19 protein-coding genes are annotated in these 19067 nt (G+C 65.2%); 4 read left to right on the forward strand and 15 right to left on the reverse strand.

The features are described 5' to 3' along the window. Positions 1-99: 99 nt before the first annotated feature. The 8 genes from CU669_RS06920 to CU669_RS06955 form a co-directional block, all read right to left on the reverse strand. Positions 100-1767, reverse strand: a complete 1668-nt coding sequence (locus CU669_RS06920) for an acyl-CoA dehydrogenase family protein (RefSeq protein ID WP_112143105.1) — start codon at positions 1765-1767, stop codon at positions 100-102. A 210-nt stretch (positions 1768-1977) separates the two neighbouring features. Continuing rightward, complete coding sequence (locus CU669_RS06925; RefSeq protein WP_112143612.1) at positions 1978-3201, reverse strand: thiolase family protein; 1224 nt, start codon at positions 3199-3201, stop codon at positions 1978-1980. 143 nt (positions 3202-3344) lie between these two features. After that, complete coding sequence (locus CU669_RS06930) at positions 3345-5234, reverse strand: feruloyl-CoA synthase (protein WP_112143106.1); 1890 nt, start codon at positions 5232-5234, stop codon at positions 3345-3347. A gap of 111 nt (positions 5235-5345) precedes the next feature. Further along, a complete protein-coding gene (locus CU669_RS06935; protein ID WP_112143107.1) occupies positions 5346-6050 on the reverse strand; it encodes an ABC transporter ATP-binding protein in 705 nt (234 codons plus the stop codon). Then, positions 6050-6781 (reverse strand): ABC transporter ATP-binding protein, encoded by a 732-nt coding sequence (locus tag CU669_RS06940; RefSeq protein WP_192884590.1) that lies wholly within the window; start codon positions 6779-6781, stop codon positions 6050-6052. The genes CU669_RS06935 and CU669_RS06940 overlap by 1 nt, the downstream gene beginning before the upstream one ends. Continuing rightward, positions 6778-7770 carry a branched-chain amino acid ABC transporter permease gene (locus CU669_RS06945; RefSeq protein ID WP_112143108.1) on the reverse strand — a complete coding sequence of 331 codons (993 nt, stop codon included), beginning with the start codon at positions 7768-7770 and terminating at the stop codon, positions 6778-6780. The genes CU669_RS06940 and CU669_RS06945 overlap by 4 nt, the downstream gene beginning before the upstream one ends. Then, positions 7767-8636 (reverse strand): branched-chain amino acid ABC transporter permease, encoded by an 870-nt coding sequence (locus tag CU669_RS06950; RefSeq protein ID WP_112143109.1) that lies wholly within the window; start codon positions 8634-8636, stop codon positions 7767-7769. The genes CU669_RS06945 and CU669_RS06950 overlap by 4 nt, the downstream gene beginning before the upstream one ends. Positions 8637-8669: 33 nt before the next feature. Beyond that, positions 8670-9914 carry an ABC transporter substrate-binding protein gene (locus CU669_RS06955; protein ID WP_112143110.1) on the reverse strand — a complete coding sequence of 415 codons (1245 nt, stop codon included), beginning with the start codon at positions 9912-9914 and terminating at the stop codon, positions 8670-8672. Positions 9915-10095: 181 nt separating this feature from the next. On the opposite strand from CU669_RS06955, the gene CU669_RS06960 reads away from it, so the two are divergent. Continuing rightward, the gene (locus tag CU669_RS06960) at positions 10096-11175 is read left to right on the forward strand and encodes a 3-hydroxyacyl-CoA dehydrogenase family protein (protein WP_112143111.1); all 1080 of its coding nucleotides are present in this window, start codon (positions 10096-10098) and stop codon (positions 11173-11175) included. A gap of 196 nt (positions 11176-11371) precedes the next feature. On the opposite strand, the gene CU669_RS06965 is transcribed toward CU669_RS06960, so the two are convergent. Further along, complete coding sequence (locus CU669_RS06965; RefSeq protein ID WP_112143112.1) at positions 11372-12151, reverse strand: crotonase/enoyl-CoA hydratase family protein; 780 nt, start codon at positions 12149-12151, stop codon at positions 11372-11374. Between the two features lie 69 nt (positions 12152-12220). Beyond that, positions 12221-12721 carry a MarR family winged helix-turn-helix transcriptional regulator gene (locus tag CU669_RS06970; RefSeq protein ID WP_146747688.1) on the reverse strand — a complete coding sequence of 167 codons (501 nt, stop codon included), beginning with the start codon at positions 12719-12721 and terminating at the stop codon, positions 12221-12223. A 116-nt stretch (positions 12722-12837) separates the two neighbouring features. Between CU669_RS06970 and CU669_RS06975 the strand changes: the two genes are divergently transcribed. Then, on the forward strand, positions 12838-13677 hold the full coding sequence (locus tag CU669_RS06975) for a hypothetical protein (RefSeq protein ID WP_146747689.1): 840 nt from the start codon (positions 12838-12840) through the stop codon (positions 13675-13677). Positions 13678-13680: 3 nt separating this feature from the next. Here the strand turns inward: CU669_RS06975 and CU669_RS06980 are convergent, their stop codons facing one another. Further along, positions 13681-14103 (reverse strand): hypothetical protein, encoded by a 423-nt coding sequence (locus CU669_RS06980; RefSeq protein WP_112143118.1) that lies wholly within the window; start codon positions 14101-14103, stop codon positions 13681-13683. Positions 14104-14355: 252 nt separating this feature from the next. Between CU669_RS06980 and CU669_RS06985 the strand changes: the two genes are divergently transcribed. Together CU669_RS06985 and CU669_RS21055 are read left to right on the forward strand one after the other, a co-directional pair. Next, positions 14356-14550 carry a hypothetical protein gene (locus CU669_RS06985; RefSeq protein ID WP_112143120.1) on the forward strand — a complete coding sequence of 65 codons (195 nt, stop codon included), beginning with the start codon at positions 14356-14358 and terminating at the stop codon, positions 14548-14550. 107 nt (positions 14551-14657) lie between these two features. Next, positions 14658-14837 carry a hypothetical protein gene (locus CU669_RS21055; protein WP_146747690.1) on the forward strand — a complete coding sequence of 60 codons (180 nt, stop codon included), beginning with the start codon at positions 14658-14660 and terminating at the stop codon, positions 14835-14837. On the opposite strand, the gene CU669_RS06990 is transcribed toward CU669_RS21055, so the two are convergent. The 4 genes from CU669_RS06990 to CU669_RS07005 form a co-directional block, all read right to left on the reverse strand. Further along, a complete protein-coding gene (locus CU669_RS06990; RefSeq protein ID WP_112143122.1) occupies positions 14834-16204 on the reverse strand; it encodes an FAD-binding oxidoreductase in 1371 nt (456 codons plus the stop codon). The two genes, CU669_RS21055 and CU669_RS06990, sit on opposite strands and share 4 nt — an antisense overlap. 133 nt (positions 16205-16337) lie before the next feature. Further along, on the reverse strand, positions 16338-17519 hold the full coding sequence (locus CU669_RS06995) for an MFS transporter (protein WP_112143124.1): 1182 nt from the start codon (positions 17517-17519) through the stop codon (positions 16338-16340). A 37-nt stretch (positions 17520-17556) separates the two neighbouring features. Further along, positions 17557-17886: a four-helix bundle copper-binding protein gene (locus tag CU669_RS07000; protein ID WP_112143126.1), complete on the reverse strand. Its 330-nt coding sequence runs from the start codon at positions 17884-17886 to the stop codon at positions 17557-17559. 64 nt (positions 17887-17950) lie between these two features. Beyond that, a complete protein-coding gene (locus CU669_RS07005) occupies positions 17951-19054 on the reverse strand; it encodes a branched-chain amino acid ABC transporter substrate-binding protein (RefSeq protein WP_112143127.1) in 1104 nt (367 codons plus the stop codon). Positions 19055-19067 lie beyond the last annotated feature (13 nt).

Below are 19067 nucleotides of genomic sequence, written 5' to 3' on the forward strand. Positions count from 1 at the left end.
CGGGCCGACACATTGCCGGGAAGGACGATAATGTCGCGTGATTTGGGCCACATTACAACCGTATACCGGACTCGATCAGCAGGTTTTCCACCGGATTCTTTACAATTCGAACACATTATCGGGTAAAGACCCGAGTTCGGCGGAAATTTCGCAGCGCTCCGCCAATGCATGGATTTCGCATAACATCCAGTCCCGCACGAAACTTGCGGTGGCGCGAATGCGGCCGGGATCGGGCGCGAAATCGGCGGCGGCCTCCAGCCGTGACCATGCCGCCCCGAACGCCAGCAGGCCGATCAGGCGAAGATAGCTGGTGGCGGTCAGGCCCAGGTCGCGCCGCGCCAGCATGGCGGCCGAGGCCCGGTCCAAGGCGGCCAGCCCGTCCATCAGCCGCTCGGCGAAAGCGGGGGTGGCCTGGGCGGCGGCGCCTTCCACCTCGGCGCGGAACTCCCGCAAGGCCGCGCCATTGTCCATGCGAATGACCCGGCCCGCCACGGTGGCGGCCTGGATGCCGTTGGTGCCTTCATAGATGGGGGTGATACGGGCGTCGCGGGCGATCTGTTCGACCCGGTATTCCCGCAGAAAGCCGTAGCCGCCGTGGATCTGAATGGCGAGGCTGGCGGTCTCTTGCGCCGCCTCGGTGGCGAAGGCCTTGCAGACTGGCGTCATCAGTTCCATCAGGGCGGGGCTTTCCCCCAACTCCAGATCCACCAGGGTGCGCATGACCATGGCGCGGCATCCCTGGGCAAGGGCCATCTGGGTCAGCAGCATGCGGCGCACATCGCCGTGGCGGTTGATGGGATCGGGGCCGGAACCGCCGCTTCCGGCACGGCCCTGGCGGCGCTCGGTGGCATAGGCCAGCGAGCGTTGCAGCGCCACCTCGGCCAGACCGACGCCCTGGACCGCCACATCCAGGCGCTCGGCGTTCATCATGGTGAACATGCGGGCGAGGCCTTCGCCGGGCGCGCCGACGATCTCGGCTTGCGCTCCGTCGAAGGCGACCTGACAGGTGGGGGAGGCATGCATGCCCATCTTTTCCTCCAGCCGCACCACCGAGATGGCGTTGCGCGAGCCGTCGGGCAGGTGTGACGGGCTGATGAAAAGCGACAGCCCCTTGACCCCGGCCGGGGCGTCCGGGGTGCGGGCCAGCACCAGATGCATGATGCGGCCGTCGGTCAGGTTCTGGTCACCGCCGGAAATAAAGATCTTGCCACCGGAAATACGCCAAGATCCGTCATCGACGGGGGTGGCCATGGTCCGGGCCAGCCCCAGGTCCGACCCCGCCTGGGGCTCGGTCAGGCACATGGTGGCGAGATAATCGCCCGAGGCCAGTCGCGGCACCCAGGTCTTGCGCTGCGCTTCCGAACCGCTGGCGATCAGGGTGCGCATGGCGCCATGGGCCAGCGACAGCACCATCTGATAGGTGATGCAGGCTCCCGACAGCATCTCGGACAGGGCCGAGGCCAGGATATGGGGCAGCCCCTGGCCGCCATACTCTTCATCCACCGCCAGTCCGGGCCAGCCGCCCTCCTTGAACTGTCGATAGGCCTCGACGAACTGCGGCGGCATGACGGCGCGGCCGTCCACCAGACGGGTTCCTTCCATGTCGCCGATGGGATCCAGGGGAGCGATGATGCCGTCCACCATGGCGCCCGCATGGGTCAGCACGTCCGAGGCCAGTTCCGCGTCCCAATGGCCCAGCCGGTCGGCGCCCGCCCCATGCTTCAGGGCGAACAGGATGTCGGCAAGCGGAGTCTTGTAGTCGATCATTTTTAGTGTCCCTCAGTCGCCGGGCGCCTCCCTCCGGGAGGCTTGGCTTTCGCCGCACGAGCGGCGCGGCCTCTTGGGCCTAGTCGCTACGCTCCGGTTTAGTGTCCCTCAGTCGCCGGGCGCCTCCCTCCGGGAGGCTTGGCTTTCGCCGCACGAGCGGCGCGGCCCCTTGGGCCTAGTCGCTACGCTCCGGTGTTCGTCCTATGGGGCTTACACCTCGATCAGGATGGCGACGCCCTGGCCGCCGCCGATGCAGGCCGACGCGATGCCGTGCTTCAGTCCCCGGCGGTGCAATTCGCGGGCGACGGTGATGCACAGCCGCACGCCGGTGACGCCCAGCGGATGGCCGAGAGCGATGGCGCCGCCGTTGACATTGGCCTTGGCGCGGTCGAGGCCCAGTTCCTTCTCGACGGCGAGATACTGGGCGCCGAACGCCTCGTTGATCTCGAAGCGGTCGATATCGGCCAGGGTCAGACCGGCGCGCTTGACCACGGCGGCGATGGCTGGGGCGGGGCCGATCCCCATGATCTCGGGCGGCACGCCCACCACGTCGGCGGCGACGATGCGGGCCAGCGGCTTCAAGCCGCGTTCCTTGACGGTCTTGCCGCCGACCACGATGGCGGCGGCGGCGCCGTCCACCACGGCGGAACTGTTGCCGCCGGTCTGCACGCCCTTGAAGGCGGGCTTCAGCTTGCTCAGCACCTCCATGGGGGTGGGGCGCACATGCTCGTCCACCGCGAAACTGGCGACCCCGCGCGGCAGGCGGATGCCTCGGTCGTTATAGCCCTCGCGGGTGAAGGTCTCGCTGATCACCGGGACGATTTCGCCTGAGCGGAAATCGGCCGAGTCGATGGCGCGGGCAAAGCTTTGGGCGGCGAATTCATCCACTTCCTCGCGGCTGATAGCGTACTTCTTGGCCAGATTCTCGGCGGTGTCGCCCATGGAGGTGGACGACGCGGTGTCCTTGGTGGCTTCCCACAGGAAGTCCTTGAACTCCACCTGGCCCATCTTGAAGCCATTGCGCGTGGTGTAGGACGCCACCGGATTGCGCGACATGGATTCGGTGCCGACGCACAGGACTTTGGAGGCCTTGCCCAGCGTGATGGAATCGGCCGCCTGGATGATGGTCTCGAAGCCGGTGCCGCACAGACGATGGACCAGCAGGGCCGGGACGGGAATGGGCACTCCGGCGTACAGGCCGATATGGCGGGGCAGGAAATAGGCGTCGAAGCTGGACTGGGCCATGTTGCCCGCCACCACCATGTCGATGTCCTCGGCCGCGATGGTGGATTTCGCCAGGGCTTCGCGGGCCACCTTGATGCCGAGATCGGTGGGCGAGATGTCCGCCAGCACGCTGGTAAAGTCGGCGAACCCGGTCCGCACCCCATCCACCAGCCAAATATCGTCGTAGACGGTTCCGTGCCCGTTGGTCATTTTTCCAGTCTCCAAACTCTTGCCGTCATTCCCGCGAAAGCGGGAATCCATTTGAGTGGCAGTACAATCCGCAATGGTCCACGTCAGGCGCTGTTCCCGGCATGGACCCCCGCTTTCGCGGGGGTGACGAAGGAACGAGGGGTTCAGCCCAGGCGGATGACCTCGGGGTCATTGCCCTCGGCATAGAGTCGCTCCACCAGGGCGGCCCGGCGGGTCAGCACGGCGCGCTGGTTGATATAGCCCTTGTCGGTGATCTCGTTGGCGTCGATGCCGGGCGGCTCGTCCATCAGCAGCGCCCGGGCGACGCGGTGCGAGGTGCCCTTGCCCTGGGCCGCCAGGGCCTTCAGGGCGGCGGCCATCTTGTCGCGCACCGCCGGTTGGGCCATCAAGTCCTTGAGCGGCGTATCGGCGGGCAGGCCGGGGCACAGGGACAGGCAGCCTGCCGGGCTGGCGAAGCCCAGCACGCCCACTTCCTCGCGGTCGTGGCCGGTGATGACGGCGTCCTGGAGCACCGGCTGGGCGGCGTCGATCACCGCGACGCGCAGCGCGCCCACCGGCACCCAGGTACCCGACATCAGCTTGAAGTCCTCGGCGACGCGGCCGTCGAACAACACGCCCTTGGCGGGATCATTGGGGTCGGCCAGCTTTCCCGCGTCGCCGATGATGTAGAAACCGTCCTCGTCGAACGCCTTCTTGGTCAGGTCGTCGCGCTTGAAATAGCCCGGCGTGATGTTGGTGCCGCGCACCCGCATCTCCAACTTGCCGCCGTTGGGAATCATCTTCAACTCGCAGCCGGGGGCGGGCAGGCCCACATTGCCGGCCCGCTCGATGTCGAAATGGACGGTGGTGATCATGGGCGAGGTCTCGGTGGAGCCCCAGGACGACACCAGCCGCACCTTATACCCCAGGGCGCGCATGGACAGGGCTTCCAGCTTTTCCCACAGGCTTTGCGGCAGGGCGGCGCCCGCATAGAACATCAGCTTCAGGTTCTTGAAGAAATTGGCGCGGAGCGCGTCGTCGCTTTCCAGCAGCGGGATCAGCATGTCGTAGCCGCGCGGCACGTTGAAATACAGGGTGGGCGAAATCTCGCGCAGATTGGCCACGGTCTTTTCCACCAGCCCCGGCATGGGCTTGCCCTCGTCGATATACAGCGTGCCGCCGTGGCGCATGACCATGTTGAAGTTGTGATTGCCGCCGAAGGTGTGATTCCACGGCAGCCAGTCCACCAACACCGGATGGGAATCCGCCAGGAAAGGCCAGCATTGGCGGATGGCCTGCTGGTTGGAGCACATCATGCGCTGGGTATTGATGACGCCCTTGGGCAGATCGGTGGAGCCAGAGGTGAACAGGATCTTGGAGACGGTGGACGGCCGCACCGAGGCGAAGGCGTTTTCCACCTCGGGACCGGGCGCATTGTTCAGCAGGTCGGCCAGGGTGGCGGCGCCGGGCAGCGGATTGATGCTGGTGACCACCTCGACACGGGCCAGTTCCGGGATGTTCAGGGCATCGGCGAAGCGGGCGCCGTCATGGGCGTAGACCAGACCCGGCTTCAACAGCTCGGCGATGTATTTCAGCTTGGAATGGTCCTTGGAGACCAGGGAATAGGCCTGGGAGATGGGAGCCACCGGCACCCCCACATGCATGGCGGCCAGGGCCAGCAGGGCGTGGTCGATGCTGTTGTCCGACAAGATCATCACCGGCCGGTTCTTGTTCAGGCCGCGATCGAGCAGGCTTTGGGCGATGGCTTCCACCGAGCGCAGCGCCTCGGCCCAGGTGACCTTGCGCCAGCCGCCCTCGGCGTTGCGCTGGGCCAGGAACGGGGCGTTGGGAATGCGGTCGGCCCAGTGGTGCAGCAGGTCGCCCAGGCAGCGCGAGAACGGCTTCAGGCTGTCCGGCGAGCGCAGGATCATGCCGCCGTCGGGAAGCTCCTCGACGACGACGCGCGCGGGCGCGAAATTGATCTCTCCCCAGGTCATGGTCTGATCTCCCCGAATTGCCAATTCATCGTCATTCCCGCGAAAGCGGGAATCCATGCTTGATCAAACATAGCCGCCTTACTTGCGGCGATGGTGCTGGTCCCGCCATGGACCCCCGCCTTCGCGGGGGTGACGATAGGATGATGGCAGTCTCCGCTCATGCTCGCCTCACAGTCCCAGATAAGCCTGACGCACCCCGGCATCATTGAGCAGCGCCGTCCCGGTTCCCGACAGCACGATGCCGCCGTTTTCCAGGACATAGCCGCGATCGGCCAGTTTCAAAGAGGTCGAGACGTTCTGCTCGACCAGGATCACGGTCATGCCCTCGGCATGCAGGTCGCGGATGATCTTGAACATTTCGCTCACCACGGCGGGGGCGAGGCCCAGCGACGGCTCGTCGAACATCATCAGGCGTGGCTGGCCCATCAGGCAGCGGCCGATGGCCAGCATCTGCTGCTCGCCGCCCGACAAGGTGCCCGCCGACTGGTCCAGACGGGACTTCAGCTTGGGGAACAGTTGGAAGCAGCGTTCCAGCGTTTCCTTGCGCTTGGCCCGGGCACGCGGGATCACGGCCCCCATCTCCAGGTTTTCCAGCACGCTCAGCGTCGGGAAGATCTGGCGGCCCTCGGCCACCTGGGCGATGCCCAAATCGCAGATGCGGTTGGATGACAGGCCGGTGATGTCCTTGCCCTCGAACATGATCTTTCCGGCGCCGGGCTTGGCCATGCCCGCGATGGCGCGGATCAGCGAGGTCTTGCCCGCGCCATTGGCGCCGACGATGGCGACGACTTCGTGCTCGGCCACGTCGAGCGAGACCCCGGCCAGGGCCTGGGCGTCGCCATAGAACAGGTCGAGGCCGCTGATCTCCAGCATCACACGTGCTCCTCGCCCAGATAGCATTCCAGCACCTTGGGATGGCTGGTGACCTCGGCGGGGGTGCCTTCGGCGATCTTCTCGCCGTGATGCAGCACCACCACATGGTCCGACAGCGCCATGACGGCCCGCATGACGTGCTCGATCAGCAAGATGGTCAGGCCGGATTCCTTGTTGAGCCCTTGGAGAATGGCGACCATGCGGTCGCATTCCACCGGCCGCAGTCCCGCCATCACCTCGTCCAGCAGCAACAGCTTGGGCCGGGTCGCCAGGGCGCGGGCCACTTCGAGACGCTTGCGGTCGGGCAGGGTCAGGGATTGGGCCGGATGGGTCGCCTTGTCGCCCAGTTCCAGCAGGTCGAGAATCTTGCGCGAGGCGGCGCGGGCCTTCTCCACATGGCCGCCGTCATGGCGCAGGGCGCCGACCATGACGTTCTCCTCCACCGTCAGCCCGGCGAAGGGCTTGACGATCTGGAAGGTGCGGCCGACGCCCTGGCGGCAGATCGCCGCCTGTCCCATGCCGGTGACATCGTGGCCGTCCAGCAGGACGCGGCCGTCGCTGGGGGGCAGGGCTCCGGCGATCAGGTTGAAGGTGGTGGTCTTGCCCGCGCCGTTGGGGCCGATCAGGGCGACGATATCGCCCCGGGCCACCTGGAAGGTCACCGCGTTGACGGCGCGCAGGCCGCGAAAGCTTTTGCCCAGATTATCGACGGACAGCATGGGCGCGGTCATTTGGCGCCTCCGTCCAATCCCAGCCGGTGGCGCAGCCACGGCCACAGTCCGCCCGGCTTCAGGATCAGGATCGCCATCATGCAGGCGCCATAGGCGATCTGCTTGATGCCGTCGATGCCGATCTTCTCGCCCAGGATGGTCAGCCCCTCGCCCAGGGCGGTCAGCACCACGGCGCCGAGGATCGGCCCGAACAGGGTGCCGATGCCGCCGATGATGGTCCCCAGGATCAGCTCGATGGAGCGATGCATGGAGAAGATGCTTTCCGGGTAGAGGTTGTTGTTGAAGAAGGCGATGAACATGCCGCCCAGGCTGGTCATGGCGGCCGAGATGATCACGGCGATCATCTTGAGGCGGAAGACGTCGATGCCCAGCGCGTCGGCGGCGTCCTCGTTCTCGCGGATGGCCTGCCAGTAAAAGCCGATGCGACGGCGCAGCAGGGCGCGCGAGAACAGGAACCCGCCCGCCACCATGGCCAGGATGACGTAATAGAACATGGAGGCCGAGCCGCGCAGCAGCCAGATGTCGTCGTGGCTCCGGTTGGACACCGGCAGGAACAGGCCGGACGACGCGCCCACCCAGCCCCAATGGTCGAACAGGACGCGGGTGAATTCGGCGAAGGCGATGGTCAACAGGGCGAAATAGACTCCCATGACCTTGAAGCGGAACCCCAGCGCGCCGATCATGGAGGCGAAGGCGACCGAAACGCCCATTCCGGCGACCGCCCCCAGCCAGGGGGGAGTCCCGAAATGCACGAACAGGGCGCCGCTGGCATAGGCGCCCAACCCCACATAGAGGGCGTGGCCCAGCGAGAACTGACCGGCGAAGCCCATCATCACGTTCCACGACATGCCCAGATAGGCCTGCAACAGAACGGTGATCATGATGGACAGCATGTAGTCGCCGGCCATCAGCGGCGCCAGCATCAGAAGAATCAGCAGGCCGAGCAGCAGCCGGGTGCTCTGATCGGAAAAGTTCAGACTTCCGATCATGGCTTCTTCCCCAAGATGCCCTGGGGCCGCAGCAACAAGACCAGGATCAGCAATCCGAAGCTGAACATGCTTTTCAGGCTGGGTGCGATCAGGGCGCCCGACAGGGCTTCCGACAGCCCCACCAGGATACCGCCCAGCAAAGCGCCGCCCAGGCTGCCCAATCCGCCCAGGATGACGATGATGAAGCCCAGCAGGGTGTAGTCGGACGACAGGTGCGGATGCACGTCCACCAGCAGCAGCAAAAGGCAACCGGCGGCGCCCACGCAGGCGGTGCCGATGCCGAAGGTGATGGCGTAAAGCTGCTCCACGTTCAATCCCACCACGCGGGCGCCGATGGGATTGTCGGCGCAGGCGCGGATGGCGGTGCCGGTGGTGGTGTAGCGGAAGAAGGCCCAGAGCAGGGCGGCGACGCCGCCTGCGGTGAAGGCGGCGATGACGCGCACCTTGTCCAGGATCAGCGGGCCGACGGAATAGCTTTCGAAACTGGCTTCCAGTTGAATGTTGCGGGCATCGGGGCCAAACACCATCAGCATGGCATTGGTGATGATGATGGCGATGGAGAGCAGCAGCAGGAACTGGATGTGTTCCGTCACGCCCAGGAACCGGTTGATGAGGAAGCGCTGCAGGAGGTAGCCGAGGACGAAAAGACCACCCGCCACCACCGGCAGCGCCATCACCGGTTCGACGCCCAGTTTGGTGAACATCAGGAAGGCGGCGTACATGGCCACCACCATCATGTCGCCATGGGCGAAGTTGACCACGCGCATGACACCGAAAATGACCGACAGCCCCAAGGCCATCAGACCGTAGACCAGGCCGGTCAGAAGACCGGCGCTGGTTACGTTCATGAAAAAGCTCGCGTCCATGGAGGACTCCCGGCCTGTGCGGTATTGACGGCGTCAGGTGCGGCTTTTGAAGGCCGGTGCCGGGAAGACCAGCTTTGCCTCGGCGGATTCCGCGGGAAGCACCACGGTCGGCCTTCCGTTGAGGTTCTGGACCACGGCGGAGCGCAGGTTCATGTTCTGGCCGTTGGCCTCGAACTTGATCGGCCCGCCCAGCATGACGCGCTTTTCGATATTGGTGGCCCGGAGCGCCTCGGTGAGAACCTGGGGATCATTGCTGCCGGCCCGCTTGTGGGCGTCGGCGGCGATGAGGACCGCCTCGAAGGTGAAGCCCACGTTGAGATCGCAGCTTTCGTCGGGGAAGGCCTTCTCGAAGGTCTTGCTGAGCGCCGTGGCCATGTCCTGCTTGGGGTCGAACCAGGGAATGTTGACCGAGCAGAAGTCGGCGTATTTGCCCAGCGCCTTCAGGAACTGCTTGTCGTACATGCCGGGGCTGCCGGGCGAGGTGATGCCCATGGTATCCATCTGCTGCTTGACCATTTCGCGCACCAGCAGGATGGCGTCGTTGAGCCGCGTCACCGTCATGACGAAATCGGCCTTGGCCGCCTTGGCCTTGGCCACCTCGATGGACAGGTCGCGCGCCTTGGGGTCGTAGGCGATGGTCTCGACGATGGTGAAGGGCAGGTCCAGCTTGGGCATCAGGGCGTTGATGCCGCCCAGCATGCCCATGCCGAAGCTGTCGTTGATGTGCAGCAGCACGGCGGTCTTGGGCGTGACGCCGCTGGCGGCGAACATGTCCTTGTAGAGCAGCAGTCCACCCTTGCCCAGCATGCCGGCCGAGGGGAAGTTGCGGAAGACGTATTTGAAGCCCTGCTCGGTGATCTTGGGCTCGGCGCCGATATTGACCACGAAGGGAACGCCTTTCTGCTCGGCCACGCCCGCCACCGCCAGGGTGGTCGCCGAATCGAAGCAGCCCATCAGCATGTTGGCGCCTTCGCGGATCAGCTTTTCCGCCTGGGTGCGGCCAACATCGGGATTGGATTCGGTGTCGGCGTTCATCAACTCGACCGAATAGCCCAGATCCTTCAGCATGGGCAGGCCGATCTCGGCGCCACGCTGACAGGCCTGGCCGATCAGGGCCAGATGGCCGGAACGGGGCAACAGCACGCCCAGCTTCAAGGGCGTCGCGGCGCGCGCCGAGCGGGCGGGCAGGCCGACGGAAGCGGCAACGGCGCCCACCGCCGCGGTGGCGGTGAATTGGCGACGCGTGAGAGCAGACGGATTGATGGCGTTGTCAGACATTGGACGTCCCCTTATGACAGGTGAATAACCTCCGGAGGTCGCTCTTTGGCGACTTGTTGGAGATGATCCTGATCCGCGAAATGCAATTCGTCAAGGGGTATTGTTTTGCATAAAAACTGTTGCGGTGCGCAACAAAATGCCCATGATAGGCTGACGCTGTGTTTTGTCCGGGAGAGGCGCGATGAGCAAAAACCAAAAGATCGGGTTGGTGGGGGCTGGCACCATGGGGGCCGCCATCGCCCAAGGCGCCGCCGTCAGCGGTTTTGAGGTGATTCTCAACGACCGCGACCCGGCGGTGGTGGACCGGGCCATGGCCCAGATCAAGTCCTCGCTGGGGCGTTCCGTCGAGAAAGGCAAGATGACTGCACCGGATGCCGAGGCCGCCTTGGCGCGGCTTACACCGTCCAGCGACTTGGCCGATCTCGCGCCTTGCGCCCTGGTGATCGAGGCCATCATCGAGAACTTCGAAGCCAAGAGCGCCCTGTTCTCGGCTCTGTCGGGCCTGCTGGCGCCAACCGCTTTGATGGCGACCAATACCAGTTCGTTGAAGGTGGACGATCTGGCCAAGGCGGTGACCAATCCGGAACGGTTCCTGGGGCTGCATTATTTCTTTCCCGCCGCCATCAACCCGCTGTTGGAGATCGTTCGCGGCGCCGCCACCTCGGACGCGGTGATGGATACTGCTTCCGCCTTCGCCACGGCCACCGGCAAGCAAGCCATCCGCTGCAAGGATGCCTATGGTTTCGCGGTGAACCGCTATTTCGTGCCCTATCTCAACGAGGCGGCGCGCCTGCTGGACGAAGGAATGGCGCCGGGCGACATGGACCGTGCGGTCATGGATGCGTTCGGAACCGCCGTCGGTCCGTTCAAGCTGATGGATATCTCCAAGCCGGTGATCGCGCTGCATGCCTGCCGCACCCTGGCGGTGATGGGGGCGTTCTATCAGCCCGCGCCGTCACTGGTGATCAAAGGCGAGGCGGGCGGGCCGTGGAATGCCGAGATACCGGCCACGGTCGAACCCGAATTGGCTCGTACCATTACCGACCGCCTGCAAGGGGCGGTGCTGACCGCCATGCTGGAGGCCCTGGACGAGAAGGTGGCCACGCCCGAGGACATGGACCTTGGCGCCCGCATCGGCCTGCAATGGCAATGGCAGCCCTGGGCCGCCGCCGTCAAGCTCGGCCGGGCGGGAACCCAGGCGCTGGTGGCCCGCTACTTCGCGGGACGCGCCTTGCCCGTCAGTCTGGGACGTCTGAAATAGCCGATATCAGTCGTCATTCCAGCGAAAGCGGGAATCCATCCTTCTGGCGGCACGATGGCGAACGGCCAAAGCTCCGCAGGACGCCGTCATGGACCCCCGCCTTCGCGGGGGTGACGAAACAGATTAGAAAAAAGAGGAGACCTGACGCGTCGGCGTTCAGGTCTCCAGTGTTTCATCCGGGAGGATGAAAAGGGGATCAGCTACCCGCCTTGGCCGCCTTGCCTTCCAGGAAGGCGCGCATGCGGTTCTTGGCCTCGGGGCTGGTCTGGGTCATGGCTGCCATCAGCGATTCGGCGAACAGGCCGTCGCCTTGCGACATGTCGGCGATGCGGGGCAGGGCGTTGATGATGGCGTAATTGGTCAAGGGCGCGTTGGCCGCGATGCGCTCGGCCAGTTCGACGGCCTTGGGCAGGGCCTCGCCTTCGCCCACCAGATGGTGCGACAGCCCCATGCCCTGGCCTTCCTGGGCGTTATAGGCGTGGCCGGTCAGCATCATCTCGGCCATGCGACCGGCGCCGATGATCCGGGCGATGCGTACCGAGCCACCGCCGCCGACGAAGATGCCGCGCTGGCCTTCCGGCAGGGCGTAGAAGGTGGAGGGCTCGGCCACCCGCACATGGGTGGAGGTGGCCAGTTCCAGGCCGCCGCCGACCACGGCGCCCTTCAAGGCGGAGACCACCGGCAGACCGCCCATCTGGACGTGGTGAAAGGTGCGATGCCATTTCTGCGAATGCATCATGACCTCGAAAGCCTCGCGGTCGCGATGCTCGGCCAGATCAAGACCGGCCGAGAAATGCGGCCCATGGCCATGCAGCACCACGACGCGGGCATCCTTGGGCGGCGACGCGAAGAAGGCACAGATCTCGTCGATCAGCGGGTCGTTGATGGCGTTGCGCTTCTCGGGCCGGTTCAGGCCGACGACGGCGACGGCGCCGCGCATCTCGACGCTCAGCAGCGCATAGGATTGAGTGCTCATGGTGCATCTCCTCGGATCACCACGAGATGTTATTTGCTTAAATTGTTGTGCGCAACAACAAACTGGGAGTCAGCCCTGATACAGCCGCAGCAGCAGGCTGTTGAGCTGAACCCGTTCCTCGGGGCCGAGGCAGGCGGTGACGCGGTTGTCGTGTTCGGCCACCATCCGCTTCAGTTCGGCCAAGGTGGTCGCGCCCTTGTCGGTCAGCATGATGGCGTAGGTGCGCCGGTCCACCTTGGAGGGGACGCGGGCGGCGAGACCCTTGCCCTCAAGGGCGTCGATCAGGATCACGGCGCCGGAACGGTCGATCCCCATGGTGGTGGCCAGCGTCGTCTGGCTGAGACCCGGATTGGCGCCGATGATGGTCATGGCGGCGAATTGGGCGGGGCGGATATCCAGGGAGCCCACGGTGCGCACATAGTCCTGATAGACCAGCACCTGGGCGCGGCGCAGCCGGTAGCCGACGATATCGTCGAGCATGTCCAGGCAAAGGCCGGTCGTCGGCGCGGGCGGAATATTTCCCGCCAACGGCTGCTTATTGCCCTTCCGCGTCGTCGTTTTGACCGTCAAGATTTCCTCGTGCGTCTCTTGCTACATTACCTTTATTGTTTTCCTGGCAGGGGCACAACTGCATTAGTGTCTGGAAGAGGCCAGTTACGGTAAACCACTATACCGGGAGTGCAAGATTGATGAATTGCCCGTTCTGCGCCGAGGAGATCCGGGATGAAGCGGTGGTATGCAAGCATTGCCGCCGCGACCTCAGCATCGTGCGCCCGGTGCTGGATCAGCTGAAGGCCATGGCGGCCCGCGTCGAGGCGCTGGAAGCCGCGGGCGTGCTCCAATCCGAGTTGGCGGCCAGGGTGGCTGTGTTGGAAGCCCAGCCATCGGCGCGCTCCGCCACCGAAGGAGGGGGGGGCGATGCGCCAATCGTCGTAGCCGAGGCAAAGGCGTCGGCTCCGGCCTCGGGAATGGCGGCGGTGGTCGCCGCCATCGCGGTTCCCATCCTGGCCCTGCTGATGACTCATTGGCTGGTGGTGATCGTCTTCGACATGAAGTTCTGGGTCATCCGGGCGGCTTCCCTGCTCGTGCCCCTGGCCTTTGCCCTGTTCATGCCGATTCGCGGCGGCCACAAGGTGGCGGTTCCGGCCGTTCTCGGCCTGGTGATCGGCGGGGTTTCCGTGCTGGGGATGATGTCCATCACCGGTCTGATCGACGACCAGCCCATCATGCCCCAGGATCGGCGCGAATGGCGCGAAGTGATCGAATACGGCGTCAGCATGTGGCTCAGCTATCTCACCGGCGGCCTGATCGCCAGCGTCTTGCAGTCACGTCGATCGGCCGCCGCCACCGATACCATGGTGAAGCGGCTGGCCCGCGACCTCGCCAAGCTGACGGCCCCCGAGAACGAAAATCGGCAGCAATTGGAAAAGCGCATTCAGACCCTGGCCGTCACCATCGGCACCCTGGTGCCGGTGGTGACCGGCGCGGGATCCATCATCTCGGGCATGCGCAAGCTTTGGGAGTAGGCGCTATTTCACGGTGAGTTGAAGGGTGGCGCTGCCTGCGCGGCCGTCGCTGTCCTTGACGTCGACCCGGATGGAATGCTGCCCCGCCGGAACCTCCGCCTTGCCCATATCGATGCCGTCGGCGGTGACGAAGGGTTTGACACGGTCGGTGATGTCAACCGTCGGGGACTTCAGATAGACCACCTTGACCGAGCTGGGCTCGATCTTGGCGCCGCCATGGGGTTCGAACGCGACCTTCAGATTGAAGGGAGACTTCACCTCGGACGGATTGATCAGCTTGACGCCCGGACCACGGGTGACGCCACGCATGGTGATGCCGCTGGCGGCGGGCAGCGCGGCCTCGGCGGCGGTGATCAGGGTTTCCGCCATGGCATCCGCGGCGGTTGCGGCAAGCAAAGCCGCGGCGATCAGCAAGGCCTTGGACATGGAATCGGTCTCCTAGACGTCTGGCCGCAATTCTAGCCACGAGGCGGTCGCGAAAAAATGAAAAAGTGCAGGCCCGGCCGTGCCGAATTCCCACCCAAACGGCATGATCAAGGGAATGTGACTATAACCTTGGTTTTGCTATCGCAACATGGTGTCACAACTTCTTTCCCAACGCGTTTGGTAAATCAAGCCGCCCCGGAGCAGAATAACAGCAGTAAGGATGTTGTATGGTTGCGTTTTGGGGTGCTGCTCATGGATCCGTCCCTGATTGAAATCATCAAGCAAGCGGTGGTCAATGCCCGGCGACAGGGGCTGGCCGGTGGCCAGCAGCAGGATGCCGCCGTCTCGGTTCTGCTGAACATGATGCCTTCCCTGTCTCCTTCCATCGCCGGTCTGATCGTCGAACAGCTCTATCCCTTCGTGGAGGATATGGGGGCCGTCGCCTGACCCTGTCATGCGGCGTCACAAATCCTCCATATTCGGCGTTGGCTTGTTGCTTTGGGTTCGGACGATGATGATCGGACGGTTTTGTCGGCCATAGGGGAGGGGATCCCATGAGCCCAATTTTGATTGATCTGGTGACCCATGTGGTCGAAAGCGCCCAGCGCGCAGGCCTCGACGGCCGGGATCAGCGCGACGCCGCCGAGGCGGTCCTGATGGCGGCCATGCCTTCGGAATCTCCGGCCATCGCCCATTTCATGGTCGAGCTGCTGTATCCCGGCTTGGCGGCCTAGGATACGATCTTTCCCGGATTCATGATGCCCTGGGGATCGATGGCGGCCTTGATGCGCCGCATGACGTCGAGACCGTCGCCGAACTCCTCGTCCAGGAACTCCATCTTGCCGTGACCGATTCCGTGTTCGCCGGTGCAGGTGCCGTCCATGGCCAGGGCGCGCCGCACGATGCGGCGGTTGACCGCTTCGGCCTCGGCGGAATCCTCGGGACGCTTCGGGTCCACCAGCAGCATGACATGGAAATTGCCGTCGCCCACATGGCCGACGATGGCCGAGGTCAGCGAGCAACGGGCAAGATCGGCCCTGGTTTCCATCAGGCAGTCCGCCAGCCGGGAAATGGGAACGCAGGCATCGGTGGTCCAGGCGCGGCAGCCGGGCTTGAGCGCGATCCCGGCGTAATAGGCGTTGTGGCGGGCCGCCCATAACCGGGTCCGCTCCTCGGCGCTGGTGGCCCACCGGAAGTCGGGCGCGCCGAAGTCGGCGGCGATGGCCTGGACCTTTTCCGCCTGCTCGCGCACCCCGGCCGCGCTGCCGTGGAATTCGAAGAACAGGGTTGGGGCCACCGCGTGGTCCGTCTTGGAATAGCGATTGACCGCGTCCGCCATGACCTCGTCGAGGAATTCGATGCGCGCCACCGGAATGCCGGACTGGATGGTCAGGATGACGGTCTGCATGGCTGCCTCCACCGAGGGGAAGGGGCAGACCGCCGCCGATACCGCCTCGGGAATGCCCTGCAGCCGCAGCGTCAATTCGGTGATGATGCCCAGGGTGCCTTCCGATCCCACGAACAGTCGGGTCAGGTCATAGCCCGCCGACGACTTGCGGGCGCGGCTTGCGGTGCGGATGACGCGGCCGTCGGGCAGCACCACTTCCAAGGACAGCACGTTGTCGCGCATGGTGCCGTAGCGCACCGCGTTGGTTCCCGACGCCCTTGTGGCCGCCATGCCACCTAGGGAAGCGTCGGCGCCGGGATCGATGGGAAAGAACAGGCCGCTGTCGCGCAGATATTCGTTCAACTGCTTGCGGGTGACGCCGGGCTGGATGGTGACGTCCATGTCCTGGGGCCGCACGCCAAGAACGGCGTTCATACCGGCCACATCGACGCAGACGCCGCCCCTCAGCGCCGCCACATGGCCTTCCAGCGAGGTGCCGGTGCCAAACGCGATGACCGGCGTTTGGTGCTGGGCGCAGGCCTTGACGGCGGCGGCGACCTCGGCGGTGGACAGCGCGAAGACGACGGCGTCCGGCGGGCAGGGCGGAAAATGGGACTCGTCCTTGCCGTGATGTTCGCGCACCGCCGCCGAGGTGGACAATCGGTCGCCGAAGATGGCGGAAAGCTGGTCGAGAAGGGCTGGGTTGAGGGGCATGGTTGATACGACACCGAGGAGCCAATGACATATTCATTGGCGAGGAGTTGCGGCCAAGGGCCGGCGCCGCTCGTGCGGCGAAAGCCAAGGGATTCGGAGAATCCCGCCCGGCGATTGAGGGACCATGAATACTTTACGTTTCCTTGCCCGCCCGGCGCAAGGACAGCGCCAGTCCCATTCCGGCCAGCCCCGCCGGAACCAGGATGGCCGAGGCGGCGCCCCAACCCCATGCGGCCACGGCGGCGCCCACCACCACCGGGCCCAGCAACTGGCCCAGATTGCTTCCCTGCATGAACAGGCCCAGCGCCACCGGCACCAGATTGATGCTGGGGGCATAGACCGAGGCCGCCCCCAGGATGCAACTGGGCAGCAGTCCGGCGGTTCCGGTCACCAGCAGGCACAGGCCATAGGCGGCCAGGGGCGGCATCCAGGATTGGAAGATGCCCGCGCATCCCAGCAGCATGACCAGAAAAGCCCCGGCCATGGCCCTGCGTCGGCTCACCCCGGTTCGCAGCAAGGGACCGGACGCCAGGTTGCCGATGATGTTGGCGGCGGCGGCCAAGGCGGCCATCAGACCGGCCTCGCCCGCACTGACTCCCATGCGCTCCATCAGCAGGGTGGGCAGGAATCCGGTCAGGGCGGCATAGGTGGCGGAATAGGGGATGAAGGCCAGCGCCAGCAGCAGCGGCCCCGGCGCCTTCACCGTGGCGCCGATGTCGGCCAGGAGATGGCTGCCGGGAGATTGCGGCGGCCGTTGCGGACGCGGCATGGAACGGTGGACCCACAGGGCATAGGCCGCCAGCAAAGCGGCCATGGCCAGCCACAGCCCCCGCCATCCCAGCCAGGGCAAGCCGGGGGCGGCGGCCATGGAAACCGCCATGCCGAATGGCATGAAGGCCCCCCACAGGCCGAAGGCCATCTGGCGTTGGGCGGGCAGGGTCAGCAAGGTGATCAGGGCCGGGGCCGAGATGGTGACCAGCATGAAGCCGATTCCCTCGGCCACCCGCGAGATCAGCAGCAAGGAGAAGCTGGGGGCCAGGCCCCCCGCCAGGCTGGCCACCGCCAGCACGCCAAGGCCCATGGGCAGCAGTCGGCGCGAACCGATCCGGGTTACCAGCGTGCCCATGGCGCTGCCCACCGAGGCGCCCATCAACGCGAAGATGGACAAGACCCAGGCGGCGGTGGGCAAGTCCAGGCCCATTTCCGCGCGGATAAAGGGGAGCGCGACGGGGGCCTTGCCCACCTGGAAGGCGGCGAAGACCCCAGCGCCCACCGCCATCAAGACGGCGGGCCATTGGGTGCGGTCGGGCGACACCCTCACTCTCGGTCGAGGCAGGACTGCTCGCCGGGCATCAGTTCTTGATGGTCTTGCGGCAGGCGGTGGCGGCGCGGCGGCAGGCCTCGGCGCATTCCTTGAGACGGACATCCTCCTTGGACAGCCGCTCGCAGGCGCTGGCGCATTTGTCGCTGACTTCGGCCGCCACCTGACAGGTGAGATGATGCAGCCGCGAGGAACGCAGCATGAAATCGGCGGCGGTTTCGTTGATGTCGGCGCAGTCGAGCAGCAGCTGGACCAGTTCCCATTCGGCGGTGTGACCGCCATGCTGAAGGCCGTGAATGACGGTCTCGGTACAGATGCGATGGGCGTTTTCGCAGGCGTCGATGCATTCGGTCAAAGGCATATTCACACTCTCCCCTGAAGGTAAAGGCGGCGGCACTGACCCCCTTGGCCCGTGCCGCCCATGATTATTTCGCGTAATCGTATTTGCCGTTCTTCCAGACATACATGACATAGCCCGGCGCGGCGACGTCACCCTTGGCGTCGAAGCCGATCTTGCCCAGGGCGGTGTCGAACTTCTCGGATTTCAATACGGCGGCGACCTTCTTGGCATCGGTGGTCTTGGCCTTTTCGGCGGCCTGGGCCCAAGCCTGGATGGTGCCGTAGGTGTAGAGCGTATAGGCCTCGGGCTCGTAGTTCTGGGCGCGGTAGAACTTCACCAGATCGGCATTGGCGGGGTTCTTGCGCGGATCGGGGCTGAAGGTCATCAAGGTGCCTTCACCGGCGGCGCCCGTGATGGACCAGTATTCCTCGGTCACCAGGGCGTCACCGCCCATCAGCACGGTCTTCAGGCCCTGGTCGCGCATCTGGCGCACGATCAGGCCGCCTTCGGTCTTGTAGCCGCCCAGATAAAGCACGTCGACCTTGGCTTGCTTCAACTTGGTCACCAGGGCGGAGTAATCCTTTTCCCCGGCGGTGATGGCCTCGTAGACCGCTTCCTTGACGCCCAGCTTGTTCAGCGCGTCCTTGGTCTGGTCGGCCAGTCCCTTGCCGTAGGCCGACTTGTCGTGAACGATGCCGATCACCTTGCCCTTCAGCTCGGTGGCCATGTATTGGGCGGCGATCTGGCCTTGCTGGTCGTCGCGGCCGCAAGTGCGGAAGACGTTGCCCAGGCCCCGCTCGGTGAATTTGGGATTGGTCGAGGCGGGCGAAATCTGCAAGATGCCGGTTTCCGAATAGACGTCGGAGGCGGGGATGGAGGAGCCCGAGCAGAAGTGTCCGGCCACGAAGGGCACCTTCTTGGACGCCATCTCGTTGGCCACCGCCACGGCCTGCTTGGGATCGCAAGCGTCGTCGCCCATGGCGAGCACCAGCTTCTGGCCCAGCACGCCGCCCTTGGCGTTGATGTCGTCCACCGCCTTGACGGCGCCGCGGCGGAACTGCTCGCCGAACGCCGCCTCGCTGCCTGAAAGCGGCCCGGCGACGCCGATGGTGATGTCGGCACGTGCCGCCTGGGCGCTGAACAGCACGGCGCAAGCGACGGCCAGCGCCGAGAAAGTGGTCCTGGTCATGGGGCACTCCTCC

Source organism: Paramagnetospirillum kuznetsovii (assembly GCF_003284725.1).
Lineage (GTDB): Bacteria > Pseudomonadota > Alphaproteobacteria > Rhodospirillales > Magnetospirillaceae > Phaeospirillum > Phaeospirillum kuznetsovii.